The 12,714-nt window shown below is 67.1% G+C and carries 12 protein-coding genes; 6 read left to right on the forward strand and 6 right to left on the reverse strand.

Translation table 11 applies throughout. The annotated features are described in order from the left end of the window. Positions 1-49: 49 nt before the first annotated feature. Both GLO27_RS10415 and GLO27_RS10420 read right to left on the reverse strand, forming a co-directional pair. Positions 50-1,372 carry an FG-GAP-like repeat-containing protein gene (locus GLO27_RS10415; protein ID WP_167254697.1) on the reverse strand — a complete coding sequence of 441 codons (1,323 nt, stop codon included), beginning with the start codon at positions 1,370-1,372 and terminating at the stop codon, positions 50-52. A 137-nt stretch (positions 1,373-1,509) separates the two neighbouring features. Beyond that, a complete protein-coding gene (locus GLO27_RS10420) occupies positions 1,510-1,773 on the reverse strand; it encodes a hypothetical protein (RefSeq protein ID WP_208323594.1) in 264 nt (87 codons plus the stop codon). Between the two features lie 136 nt (positions 1,774-1,909). Between GLO27_RS10420 and GLO27_RS10425 the strand changes: the two genes are divergently transcribed. The 3 genes from GLO27_RS10425 (at position 1,910) to GLO27_RS10435 (ending at position 4,416) form a co-directional block, all read left to right on the forward strand. Beyond that, on the forward strand, positions 1,910-2,215 hold the full coding sequence (locus tag GLO27_RS10425) for a hypothetical protein (protein WP_021198731.1): 306 nt from the start codon (positions 1,910-1,912) through the stop codon (positions 2,213-2,215). A gap of 52 nt (positions 2,216-2,267) precedes the next feature. Continuing rightward, positions 2,268-2,792: a hypothetical protein gene (locus GLO27_RS10430; RefSeq protein WP_235045213.1), complete on the forward strand. Its 525-nt coding sequence runs from the start codon at positions 2,268-2,270 to the stop codon at positions 2,790-2,792. A 220-nt stretch (positions 2,793-3,012) separates the two neighbouring features. Then, positions 3,013-4,416, forward strand: a complete 1,404-nt coding sequence (locus GLO27_RS10435) for a DivIVA domain-containing protein (RefSeq protein WP_167254699.1) — start codon at positions 3,013-3,015, stop codon at positions 4,414-4,416. An 86-nt stretch (positions 4,417-4,502) separates the two neighbouring features. Here GLO27_RS10435 and GLO27_RS10440 read toward each other — a convergent pair whose 3' ends face one another. The 4 genes from GLO27_RS10440 to GLO27_RS10455 all read right to left on the reverse strand — a co-directional run bounded on the left by GLO27_RS10440 (position 4,503) and on the right by GLO27_RS10455 (position 8,462). After that, the gene (locus GLO27_RS10440) at positions 4,503-5,621 is read right to left on the reverse strand and encodes an acyl-CoA desaturase (protein WP_318386957.1); all 1,119 of its coding nucleotides are present in this window, start codon (positions 5,619-5,621) and stop codon (positions 4,503-4,505) included. A 158-nt stretch (positions 5,622-5,779) separates the two neighbouring features. After that, positions 5,780-6,064, reverse strand: a complete 285-nt coding sequence (locus GLO27_RS10445; protein WP_136025275.1) for a hypothetical protein — start codon at positions 6,062-6,064, stop codon at positions 5,780-5,782. Positions 6,065-6,266: 202 nt separating this feature from the next. Then, the gene (locus GLO27_RS10450; RefSeq protein WP_167254701.1) at positions 6,267-7,226 is read right to left on the reverse strand and encodes an intradiol ring-cleavage dioxygenase; all 960 of its coding nucleotides are present in this window, start codon (positions 7,224-7,226) and stop codon (positions 6,267-6,269) included. 78 nt (positions 7,227-7,304) lie between these two features. After that, the gene (locus GLO27_RS10455) at positions 7,305-8,462 is read right to left on the reverse strand and encodes a low temperature requirement protein A (protein ID WP_167254797.1); all 1,158 of its coding nucleotides are present in this window, start codon (positions 8,460-8,462) and stop codon (positions 7,305-7,307) included. 351 nt (positions 8,463-8,813) lie between these two features. Between GLO27_RS10455 and GLO27_RS10460 the strand changes: the two genes are divergently transcribed. From GLO27_RS10460 to GLO27_RS10470, 3 genes are read left to right on the forward strand one after another with little or no spacing between them, the layout of a single operon-like run. Beyond that, a complete protein-coding gene (locus GLO27_RS10460; protein ID WP_167254703.1) occupies positions 8,814-10,340 on the forward strand; it encodes a sugar transferase in 1,527 nt (508 codons plus the stop codon). 4 nt (positions 10,341-10,344) lie between these two features. Continuing rightward, entirely contained in the window at positions 10,345-11,553 is a 1,209-nt protein-coding gene (locus tag GLO27_RS10465; protein WP_167254705.1) for a DUF1972 domain-containing protein, read from the forward strand. Continuing rightward, positions 11,550-12,686 (forward strand): glycosyltransferase, encoded by a 1,137-nt coding sequence (locus GLO27_RS10470; RefSeq protein WP_167254707.1) that lies wholly within the window; start codon positions 11,550-11,552, stop codon positions 12,684-12,686. Before GLO27_RS10465 ends, GLO27_RS10470 begins: the two co-directional genes overlap by 4 nt. The last annotated feature ends 28 nt before the right edge of the window (positions 12,687-12,714 follow it).

Here is a 12,714-nt window from a genome sequence, read left to right on the forward strand (position 1 = left end):
ATACGCCGCGGCTCGCTCAGCGGCAGGCGCTACTCCGCGTCAGGGGCGGTTATCCGAGGGCAAGGTGGTCGGCCCAGTCCGAACTGATCAGTTTTCGAGTCCCGAACATCCCATCGCCGCGCCCCGGATAGAGATACAGCTCGCCCGCGGGCGTACGGCCGAGCAGATCGACGCGACCGTCCCCGTCGTAGTCCACCCCGCCGAGCACCGCCGTGAACTCGACCCACCCTTCGCCGACGACGCGCCTGGCCGCGAACCCATTGGGCACGCCCGGATAGAAGTCGAGGCTCCCGGTTTCGGTGACCCCGATGAGGTCGCCTCGGCCGTCGCCGTCGAAATCGCCGCCGATCAGGAAATGGGCGCTCGACCAGTTGCTCTCCGGGAATGTCACGTGTGCGCTCCCGAACCCTCCAGCACCGTTGCCCTGATAGATGGTGAGGACGCCAGACGGAGCGACGGCGATGACGTCCTGTCTTCCGTCGCCGGTGTAGTCCGCTCCTGACGTGACGTGAAGCGTCTCGTACCACCCGGTGCCCACACTCACTGGCGGCGCGAATCCGCCCGAGCCGTTGCCCGCATAGAACTCCAGCGCACCATCAGATCGGGCTGCGAAGATGTCCCCTCTGCCGTCACCGTTGAAATCCACGTGCGTGACATGTCTCCGGGTATTGCCCCACCCGTTGAAGACGGTGATCGCAGGATGAAAGCTTCCCCCTCCCGTCCCCGGCCGATAACGGAGGTCGCCGTTCCCGGCGACGAGCAGCAGGTCGGCCTTCATATCGCCGTTGAAATCGGCCGATGCGGCCACAGGGCCCGTTCCGAGACCGGGAAGGAAGAGGGGGATCAGGCTTCCCCGGGTGACGTTCGCGAGACAGGTGAACCCGTTGTTGATCGCGGTGTAGACCGCCCCGTTCCGCCGTACCTCGAAGTGCAGATGGTAGGCCGGAGAGTTGCCGGTGTTGCCGACGACTCCGATCTGCTGCCCGCGGACCACGGGAGTACCCGGTGCATACGTTCCGGGTGAAGCCATATGGGCGTATCTGGTGACATAGCCACCGGGATGTTCGACGTCGGTGTAGTTCCCGTAGCCGCTGTTCACCGTTCGCGACTTGATGATTCCGTCGTAGGCGGCGACGATCGGTGCCCCGCCGGGGGCGGAGATGTCGATACCCTCATGCGCCCGGTAGTTCCCACGACAGCCGTCCCCGACCTTCGATTGGATGTTCCCCGACGCTGGATTGACCATCTGGCCGTCGGTCGCAGCGAGTGCAGGAGTGCTCGTGGACAGCGAAGGTGCCAGCGCTCCGACGATGACCGCGAGTACTGCGGCGAACCCGATGCGCCCGAGACGCACACGGGAGGAGCGCTTCATCTCGACAGATCCCTCTTGCTCGTCGGCCCCAGGAGCGCCATGCCCACCGCCGACACCGTATCAGGGCGACGCAACTGCCGGTATCCGCGTCGCCGAGGAGTCGGAGGATCGCCGGGCGAGCCAACGTCACCCCGCGCTCACAGCAGGTCGTACTCGCCACCATACGGCACCGCACTGTCGCCGGTGTCGCGCGCGTCGAACTCCACCGTCTCGACCGAGATCACGACCTGGGTCGCCGCGGTGATGAGCACGCTGACCGATCGATTGCCCACCACGACGAATTCGACGAACCCTCCTCCGGCGCGCATCGCCTCTTCCATGCGCCCTCTCAGCTCGGCGACGTCCTGACCCTGAGCCAGGAAGAATTCCGATTCGTTGAGCGCAATCCGCGTCCGCGCCATCGTCTGCACCTTGCCCTCCACTCGTTGTCACTCCGCTGTCGTCATGCTGCGACGGTATCGAGGGGATCACCTCTCGCAGAGGGGGTTGCGCACAGACCTCAGAAGAGGCAGTACGCGCGCGGTGTAGCGTGCTCTCATGGGCAGACTGCGCTACGACGGGACTTCCGATCCGATCCTCATCGAGGACGCGACGCTGGCGCACCTGAAGATAGTCATCTCGACGAAGCTCCGCCGCCAGGAGAGCTTCATGATGACGTGGCGACCCGTCACCGACGGCGTCGACAAGCGCGCCACCGTCTGGATCCACCCGGCGATCCCACTCCAGTTCGGGTACGACGCGGCGGAGCAGCCGCCCATCGACCCCCGGCTGATCGCGGAGATGATGCAGGCCCTCAACGCCTCGGGCGAGCTGGTCCTCGACCACCTGGTCACCCCCGTCTGACGTCGCTCCCCGACCGCACCGGAGCACACGCGGATCCGGATACGCTGTGCCCGTGGACCCCGCCCCCTACCTCCTTCTCGGCCTGCCGATCCTCGCGTTGATCGTCGGCGGCCCGCTCCTGAGGAAACGCTTCAGCCGGGGTGCCTCCGAAGCCGGTTCGAGAGCGGGGAAGAGGTTCGCCTCGGACCGGCTCGACACAGCCCTCGGCGTGCTCGGCACCACGCTGGTGATCCAGGCGCCCGAAGGTCGTGCTCGCGAGATCGTGGCGTCGGCGATGGTGGAGAAGGAGCGGGAGTACGTCATCCGCGATGACGGCGCCTACGGCATCCGGTTCGTCGAGCCGGACGACACCGTCGTGCGGCTCATCCCCGTCGCCGAAGGCACCCGGCTGCAGATCGAGACGTTCCGTGAGTACTTCGGTTTTCCGCAGACGGTGCAGCCCTGGGTCGATCTGCGGGAGCGCATCGCGTCCGCGGCACGAGCCCAGGGGATCTCGGTCGCAGACGGACCACCTGTCCGGTACACACGCGGCGACCCTCTCGACGACCGGAACGCGCGCTGGATGCGCGACACGTGACCTGCCCGGCACCGCGATCTCCGTCTCCGCCCGCGGGAGCAGAAGACGGGCGCGCAACTCACAGCCGACGCAACTAGGCTGGGGAGCGCGCCCTGCCCGCCGGGCTCCGCCGGGTCATGGTGGTGGCGTGCGCCCTGACGACCTCCTCCGGTCCACACGGTCCCGACTGTCGGGACGGAGCCGCCGCTCCCGGTGTGACCACGCCAGAAAGGCTAGAACCATGAGCGAATCCCCCGGAACCGCCGACCGCGATGGCGAGCGCTCCCCGGACTTCTTCGATCAGCTGATCGAGACCACCCCGCGCGACCAGCAGGGCGCCTTCACCGTCGGCTTCCGCGGCTATGACAAGGCAGAGGTCGACGCCGCGCTGGCGACCCTTCGCAATCAGCTCAAGCAGGCCGCCGCCGACGTCGCCGAGGCGCAGGCCCGTGAAGAGGACGCCGTCGAAGCCGTGCGTGAAGAGGAGCGCAAGGCCCGTGAGGCCCTCGAAAGTGAGCTGACTGCCGCCAAGGTCAAGGCGTTGGACGCCGAGCAGCAGGTCGCGACGCTGACGTCCGAGCTCGTCGATGCCCCGCAGCCCGACGGGGAAGAGGCACCGTCCCGTCAGCAGTTCGAGGCGATCCTGCGGGTCGCCGAAGAGCAGGCGAACGTCCTCATCCAGAACGCGGCGGTGCAGGCCGACCGTCTGATGACCTCCGCCCGTGAGGAGGTGGCCGCGCAGCGTGCCGAAGCCGAGGCCGACGCCGAGCGGATCACCGCCCAGGCGCAGCGCGACGCCGAACAGGTGCGCCTGAAGATGGACACCGAGTACACGGCACACGAAGCGCGCATCGAGCGCGAAGCCGCACACGCAGCGGAGAAGGTGAACCAGGCGGCGCAGGAGGCCACGGCGATCCGCACGGAAGCCGAGAAGGGCGCGGCCGCGCTGCGCTCCCTCGTCACGCGCGAGACCACCCAGCTGCGTGCCGACGCCGAGCGCGACGTCCGCGACATGAACGCGCGCGTGCTGGAGTTCGAGGAGACCCTCACCCGCCGTCAAGACGACGCGCAGCAGGAGTTCCTCGTGCTGCACAATCAGGCTGTGGCCCACGCCGAGCGCATCACCAATGACGCGAACGAGCAGGTCACCGCATCGCTCGAGCATGCCCAGCGCATCTCGGCACGCGCCGAGGACTACGAGCGCCTGACCCGCTCGCAGGCGCAGGCGATCGAGGCCGAAGCGCAGGTCCGTGCGCGCGAGACCCTCGAGCGCGCTCGCGCGAAGGCGCAGAAGATCGTCGACTCGGTCACCGGCCACACCACGGCGGTACTGCACGACGCAGAGGATCGCACCCGTCAGCTGCGGTGGCAGCAGCAGCAGCTGTCGAGCTTCATGGCCGAGGTGCGCGAGCTGATCCGCCCCGACGGCATCTTCTCCGACGACGCACTGCCGACGGAGCTCACCGGAGCGGATGCACCCGTCACCGCAGCACCTGCAGAGGTCGCCGACCAGGTCGCCGCAGCCGAGACGCCGGAGGAGACCTTCCTCGGTGACGAGGTGCTCGAAGACGAGCTCGACGACGATCGCCCCCTCGAGAAGATCACGATCGACGTGGTGGAGACCAAGAAGAAGTCCTCCAAGTAGACGCACACACGACAGAGGCGCGAGCAGGAATTCCTGCTCGCGCCTCTGTCGTCCCCGGGCTGATCAGGGCCCGGTGAGATCGGGGGCTACGCCCGGCCGAACTGTGCGACTGCCGGGCAGTCGAAGGGATCGGCACCGGCAGACAGTCCGACGCGGTTCAGGTACTCGATCACGATCATGTACGAGCGGCCGAGGCTGGTCTCCGTGTACGGCACGTCATTCGCCGCGCAGTAGTCGCGCACGATCTCGCGCGCCTTCGCCAGGTGCGGTCGCGGCATGCTCGGGAAGAGGTGGTGCTCCACCTGGTAGTTCAGCCCGCCCATGAGCCAGGTCGTCCACCATCCGCCGCTGATGTTGCGGGAGGTGCGCACCTGCTTGGTGAAGAAGTCGAGACGGGCGCCGGGCTCGATGATCGGCATGCCCTTATGGTTCGGCGCGAACGCTGCGCCCATGTAGACGCCGAACACCGCGAACTGCACGCCCATGAAGGCGAAGGCCATTCCGAGCGGGAGCATCATGAACACGGGCACCAGGATGAGGGCGAACCGCAGCGCGATGATGCCGAGCTCGGTCCAGCGTCCCTTGACGTTCTTCGTCGTCGTGAGGTACTTCAGCCCGAGGAAGTGGAGGTTCAGCCCCTCGAGCGTCAGCAGCGGGAAGAACAGCCACCCCTGCTTGCGGGTGATCAGCTTGATCAGGCCCTTCGCCTTCGCGGCGTCTTCTTCGAGGAACGAGATCGTGTCGACCTCGATGTCGGGGTCCTTGCCGACCTGGTTCGGGTTGCCGTGGTGCTTGGTGTGCTTCGAATCCCACCAGGAGTAGCTCATGCCGATGCTGGCGATCACGATGCGGGCGAGCTTGAAGTTCGCCGGCCCCGTGGAGAGGATCTGACGGTGGGCGGCTTCGTGGCCGAGGAAGGCGATCTGCGTGAGGACGATGCCGAGGCCCGCGGCGATGAGCAACTGGAACCAGCTGTCACCGAGCAGGATGAAGCCGGTGATGAGGCCGCCGAGCGCCACAGCGACACCGGTGGCCACGAAGATGTAGAACCACTGGGTGCGCTGAAGCAGCCCGGTCTCCTTGACGACCTGCGAAACCTGCTTGTACGCCTTCGCCATGGGAGGGAAGTCCGCGTTACCGGAATACGTCTGACGAATCGGACCCAGCGTTGCCGCGGTCGGTTCGATCTGTGTGATGGAGATGATCTTCTCCTGACGATCGGAGCCCTTGAGCTGTGAAAGCCCAAGGCAGCTGCCCAACGCTTACCTCACAGTAGCCCTAGCTCTATACGCGTCAGGGAATACATCGGAACCTCTCGCCGAGCCCCCAGTCACGGGCGGGCGTGCAGGGGTTCCCGCCACGCTCAGGCGCGAGCGCGGCGGGTTCGGCGACGCCAGGCGCGCGGCACAATCGTCGGGAAGACGGATCCGCGCCGCTCGGAACGGACCGCGTCTTCGAGCGCGCGGAAGGCGTCGTCGAGCGTGTCGAAGACGCCGAGCTCGGCGCCGTGGTTGTCGCGCACGAGGTGCGCAGTGCCATCGAACTCGACGAAGCCGGCGAACTCGCCGTCGCGCGTCGCGACGTGCACATCGGTGTCGGCCTGCTTCCAGGTCAACGGGTCGGACGGGGGAAAGGTGGTGGTGCTCATGGTGATGCTCATTGCTGTGTGGCGGACACGCGTGGGCGCTCCGCAAGATGTGAGACCGAGGGCGGATTCCGCACGCATCGATGTGCGCGGTCCGTAATGGCCCTGATCAGTGGCGACGTGGCGGCCGAGAGGGGCGATGCACACACGCTGCACTATAACTATAGCAGATCGATCCCACAGGCCTCTCATCGCCGTTCGCTGCTCAGTTCGACGGCGGCTGTCCCCCACCGCCGGGACCACCCTGCCCTCCGCTCATCGCCGGAGCAGTCGCGGTGTCGACACCCACCACGAGAGTGGCCGCATACCCGTCCCGCACGCTTCCGGTGACCGCGGCCAGCTGCAGCGCAGCGGAATCGTCACCGAAGACGTTGTCGCTCGCCAACGTGATCTGCGCGAGGTTGCTCGCGGATCCGTCGTAAGCGGCCTCGGCGTAGACATCCGTGCATGCCGCCTCGGGGAGCGCGAGCTGCGACGTGGCGATGGCCGCGGTCGAATCGGTGATCGACCCGACGTCCGGATACACCTCGAAGTGGATGTGGGGCCAGCGCCCCGAGTAGCATCCCGGGAACACCGAGGTGAACGAGACCCTGCCGTCGGCATCCGCCACCTGCACGCCGCGCAGGTACGTCACATCTTCCAGGCCGGAGGAGTACATCGAGTACTCACCCTGCGCCGTGCAGTGCCACGCGTACACCGCGACTCCGGCGAAGGGCACTCCCCCGTTCGCGAGATCGAACACATGCAACTCGAACGTGAGCGGAACGCCGTCTGCCGTCGCCCCGCCGTCGATCGACGACCGGATGTCCTGACGGACGATCCCCGCGTCCTCCAGCACGTCGGGGCCGTTCGAGCCGTCGCCGGGGTAGGGGCCCGCCGTCTCGTCGGGGATCTCACCCACGCCCGCGACATCGCCGCTGGAAGTCCCCGCGGTCGCGCTCGGCGTGGCGGCGCTCGTCGATCCGCCCGATGCCGCCGGCGCGCAGGCCGCGAGGACGACGGCGCCGAGCCCGATCCCCGCGAGTCCGAGCACCCCGCGCCGGCTCAGCAGCGTACGGATGTCGAAGGCTGCCCCCTGATCGACCACCTCCTCGTCCACACGGTCGAGCAGACGCCCCTCGTAGGCGGGACCGTCAGGGGTCTGGGTGGGTTCCGGGATGCTCATGATCTGTCTCCTCGTCGACGGGCGTCTGGCGCCTATCCCCAGCGTCGCGGAGCTTCCGATCAGAACCCTCTGTCCGCGCTATGCCTTGTCTATGCGCGTGGCGTCCATGCGCGTGGACTCCACGGGAGGATGAAGCACCAGCACCACCACGACCACGACAAGGACGAGCGCGGTGAGGGTGACAGGGATCGGCAACACCGGATCGAGCAGCACCAGCAGGGCGCCGAGAGGAACGACCGTGTTCACCACGCGATCGGCGTTCTGGCGGATCGCGATCCACCAGATGCCCACGAGGAAGATCGCGATCGGGATCGTCACCGTGAACGAGGCCGCGAGGTTCGACAGGTGGCTCTTGCCGGTCAGCACGTCGATCTCGACCTCGATCCCGGCCGAGAAGGCCGCCGCGGCGGCGAAGACGAAATAGTGCGTATAGCCGTAGCGCAGCGAGCGGCCGAAGCTCGTGATCGCACGGTGATGCGGGGGCCAGAAGTAGATCCACCACAACGACGCCGTGACCACGAGCGTGAGGACGGAGATCGCGATCAGCGGGCCGAGACTCTCGACCTCGTGAAGCGCATCGATGATGGCGTTCGCGGATGCGAGAAGGCTCTCACCGAGCACGATCAACGTGAACAGCCCGTAGCGCTCGGTGATGTGGTGCGGATGCCACGGCGTCTGCCTCCGGAATTCGGCGAACACCGGAACACTGATCTCGATGAGGGCGAAGACCACGAAGGCGGCGAACTGCAGAGGTCCCGCCGGGATCAGGAGGAACAGGATCCACAGCACCTGGACCGCGGCGATGCCGAACGCGTACCGGCGCGTCGCCGAACGCAGTCCACCGGCCGATCGTGACGCTCGCAGCCATTGCGCCACCATCGCCACGCGCATCACGACATATCCGAGTACCGGGATGGTGAAGTCGCTCTCGTTGAACGCCGCGGGGATGCCGGCGGCGAAGACGAGGACTCCTCCCATCTGCACGAACGTCGTGACGCGATAGAGCCAGTCATCGGTGTCGAACGACGTGGCGAACCAGGTGAAGTTCATCCAGGCCCACCAGATCGCGAAGAACAGCATCGCGTAGGAGGTGACCCCGTGCAGGAAATCCCCTTCGCTGAGGGCATGGTGCAGCTGTGCGGAGGCGATGCTCACCGCCACGACGAAGACCAGATCGAAGAAGAGCTCGAGCGGGCTCGCGGTGCGATGCGGCTGAGAAGGGTCGCGCGGCAGCATCGTTCGGAGCTGGAAGCGTGGAGTGTCGGTGTTCGCGGTCACCGCGACAGGATAGCCCCCGACCAGGCGCTCCTCGCCGCCCCCGTTCGTCCATTCACCAGAATTACCTTCCCGTGGCGACGATGTTCCGCTACAGTGGATCAGGTCTGCAGTGCCTGCTGTCAGCGCTCACCGTGTGGGACGGTGAGAACGCACTCCGTGATGTGGGAATCACGGAGAGTTTCAGCAGGACCCGAGGGGTCGGGACGCAGACGAATGCCGTGAACGTGGGGTTCATGGTCTGGGGAAACTGGGGAAACACATGTCGCACTGGGGATTTTTGCGTACATTCACGGCTCACGAGGCCTCGGCATGACTTCCGTCGAGGATGCTCTGAGCATCGCTCGGACGGGCTTCGTGCCGGTCGCGGCTCCGCGAGCTGCCAAGTCGGTGACGCGCACGGTGGTCACACCGCGTGCTTCGGCGACTCTGGAAAGACGCCGTCAGTGGGAGCGTCGCTATCGGATGCGTCTGCGGACGACGGATGCAGCTGTCATCCTGTTCGCGCTCGGTCTGACGGCAGCGGTCCAGCTGGCCTCCGGCGTCTCCGGGCTCGAGGTCATGCGCGACGGCATTCCGCTCGCCGCGCTGTGGTACCTCATGCTCAGCGCGATGCACACGCGGGACGCCGCGTTGTTCCGCGCTAGTGCCACCGAGTATCGGGGCGTCGTGCACGCCTCCGGACTCGCCTTCGGGATCATCGCCATCGTGGCGGTCCTGCTCGCATGGAAGTCGATGCAACTGACGCTGCTGCTGGGGCTGCCCGTCGGTGTGCTGACTCTTCTGGTGACCAGGTGGCTGTGGCGCCACTGGCTGCAGAAGCAGCGCTCCCAGGGGAGGTTCGCCTCCCGCACTCTCGTCGTCGGCAACAGGGACGACGTGGAGTATGTGGTCCGGACGCTGCACCCGATCGGCGCATCCGGCTACAAGGTGGTCGGCGCGACGCTGCTCGACGGCAACGCGCGCGACATCGTGATCGACGACACGAGGTTCCCGGTTCTGGGGAACGTGAACTCCGTGTCGTCGGTCGCGGCCGAAGTCGGTGCAGACACGATCATCGTGGCGAGCCGCCCCGAGGGTGAGCCCGAGTTCGTCAAGCAGCTGAGCTGGCAGCTCGAAGGGACCGCTGCCGAGCTCGTGCTGTCCAGCCGACTCACCGATGTGGCGGGTCCCCGCATCTCCTTCGCCCCGGTGGAGGGCCTGCCGCTGATCCAGGTGCAGATCCCCACCTACGAAGGCGGCCAGCACCTCCTGAAGCGTGCACTGGACGTCGCCGTGGCGACGCTGGCGCTGATCCCGATCGGTCTGCTGGCTCCCGTGCTCGCCGTGCTCATCAAGCTGGACTCCCCCGGTCCGGTCTTCTTCTTCCAGGAGCGCGTCGGCCGTGACGGTCGCCGCTTCAAGATGGTCAAGTTCCGCTCGATGAAGACGGATGCCGAGCAGCAGCTCGCCGCCCTCAAGGAACAGAACCAGGGCGCCGGGCTCCTCTTCAAGATGAAGGACGACCCGCGCGTCACCCGCGTCGGCAAGGTTCTGCGCAAACTCTCTCTCGATGAGCTGCCGCAGTTCTGGAACGTCCTCATCGGCGACATGAGTGTGGTCGGGCCGCGCCCGCCGCTGCCCAGCGAGGTCACCGACTACGACGGCACCGTCTTCCGGCGCCTCTACATCAAGCCCGGCATCACCGGTCTGTGGCAGGTCTCCGGGCGAAGCGACCTCTCCTGGGATGAGAGCGTCCGCCTCGACCTGCGGTACGTCGAGAACTGGTCCGTGATGAACGACCTGCAGATCATGTGGCGTACCGCCAAGGTCATGGTGCAGCCCAGCGGGGCATACTGATCGGATGAGCAATTCGAACCGCCTCACCATCGCGATGGTGGGGACCCGAGGAGTGCCCGCGGCCTACGGCGGTTTCGAAACCGCCATCGAAGAGGTCGGACGCCGACTCGCGGACCGCGGACACGATGTCGTCGTGTACACCCGCGGCTCCGAGCGGCGTGAGAAGGAGTACCTCGGCATGAGGGTCGTGCATCTTCCTGCCGTCCCCGTGAAGCAGATCGAGACGCTGAGCCACACCGGGCTGTCGGCGTTGCACCTCGTGTTCCGCCGGCGTCCCGACGCGACGTTCGTGTTCAACGCGGCCAACTCGCCGTTCCTGCCCCTCTTCCGGCTGCGTCGTGCACCGGTCGCGCTGCACATGGACGGTCTCGAATGGCGACGCTCCAAATGGGGGCCACGAGGCAAGGCCTACTACCGCTGGGCCGAGCAGTTCGGGGTACGCACGGCAGATGCTCTGATCGCCGATGCGCCGGGGATCGCCGACTATTACCGGCACCAGTTCGATGTGCCCACCGAACTCATCCGCTACGGCGCCCCCATCCTCGACGAGCTTCCCGAACGCGGCGTGGCCGAGATGGGGCTCAGCACGAAGGGCTATCACCTCGTCGTGGCGCGGTTCGAGCCGGAGAATCACGTGCTGGAGATCGTGGAGGGCTACCGAGACAGCGACGCGAAGCTCCCTCTCGTGGTCGTGGGCTCCGCGCCGTACAGCGCGGGATACACCCAGGAGATACAGCGCGTGGCCGATGGCGACGAACGGATCCGCCTCGTCGGTGGCGTGTACGACCAGGACCTGCTCGACGCACTGTACGCGAATGCGCTCACCTACGTACACGGACATTCCGTGGGCGGGACCAATCCCTCGCTCCTTCGGGCCATGGGGGCCGGGACCGCCGTGATCGGCTTCGACGTTCCCTTCAACCGCGAAGTACTCGACGGCAACGGGTGGTTCTTCGCCGACGCCGCCGATGTCGCTGCGCACGTCGTGGCGGCCGAGGCCGATCCGGCGTTCGCCGCGGCACGGGGCACGGCGGTGCGGGAGATCGCCCGCACCCGGTTCCGCTGGGACGACGTCGCGGACGAGTACGAAACGCTCGCGCATCGGATCGCCGAGCGTGCGACCATCCACCCATCGGCGCGACGAGCACGTCGCCGACAGACGGACTGGGCCCCCGCTCCCGCCGCGGCGGACGCCGGAGCGGACGGCTCATGAGCGGCAACGGAGGGCAGCGCACCGTCCTGCTCGTGCATCCGGGTGCCGAGCTGTTCGGTTCCGACCGCATGCTTCTGGAGAGCGCGATCGGCCTGGTCGAGTCCGGGGCGCGCGTCGTCGTCGCGCTTCCGAGCTCCGGGCTCCTCGTGAAGGAACTGCGTGCTGCCGGGGTCGAGGTCGTCATCGTCCCGATGCTCGTGCTGCGCAAGGTCCTCCTGACGCCCCGAGGGCTGCCCAAACTCTTCCGTGACACCTTCCGTGGCCTCGGTGCCGCGTGGCGCCTGCTCGGCCACCTACGCCCGGACGTCGTCTACGTGTCGACGATCATCATCCCCGAATGGCCGCTGATCGCCCGGCTGCGGGGCATCCGAACGGTGAGCCACGTCCATGAGGCCGAGGCTTCGGGAAACCGGCTCGTCAACGGCATCCTCTACTCCCCACACCTGGCCTCCCACCGCACCCTGGTGAACAGCCGATTCAGTCTGGACACGATCCACGCCGCGCTGCCCGCCCTCGCCCGGCGCTCACACGTCGTCTACAACGGCGTCGCCTCTCCCCCGCATCCGGTATCGCCCCGCCCCCACACCGACGGGCCGCTCCGTGTGCTCTACATCGGACGTCTCTCCCCTCGCAAGGGGCCCGATCTCGTGATCGAGGCGGCTTCCCGACTGCACGCCGCCGGACGCGCTGTGGACGTGACCCTTCTCGGCGCGGTCTTCGAAGGCTACGAGTGGTTCGAGGCCGAGTTGCGGGCACAGGCAGCCGATGCCGGGGTCTCCGTCGACTTCGCCGGGTTCCACACCGACATCTGGCCGTTCCTGGAGAAGACCGATGTGCTCCTCGTCCCCTCGCGGATCGACGAGCCCTTCGGGAACACCGCCGTCGAGGGGATCCTCGCCCTGCGCCCCGTGATCGCCAGCGACAGCAGCGGTCTTCGGGAAGCAGCAGGCGGCTACGGCACTGCGCAGCTCGTCACCGCGGGCGACCCCGACTCCATCGCAACGGCCCTGACCGATATCGACACCCGCTGGGACGAGATGGTCTCGAGCGTCGCGGACAGCCGCGCAGAGGCACTCCGTCGACACGCTCCCGCTGTCTATCGCTCGAGCATCACAGCGCACGTCCTGAGCTGACGGCCGCCGACACACTGTCTCCGGCGTC

Source organism: Microbacterium sp. Be9 (genome assembly GCF_011754135.1).
GTDB lineage: Bacteria > Actinomycetota > Actinomycetes > Actinomycetales > Microbacteriaceae > Microbacterium > Microbacterium maritypicum_A.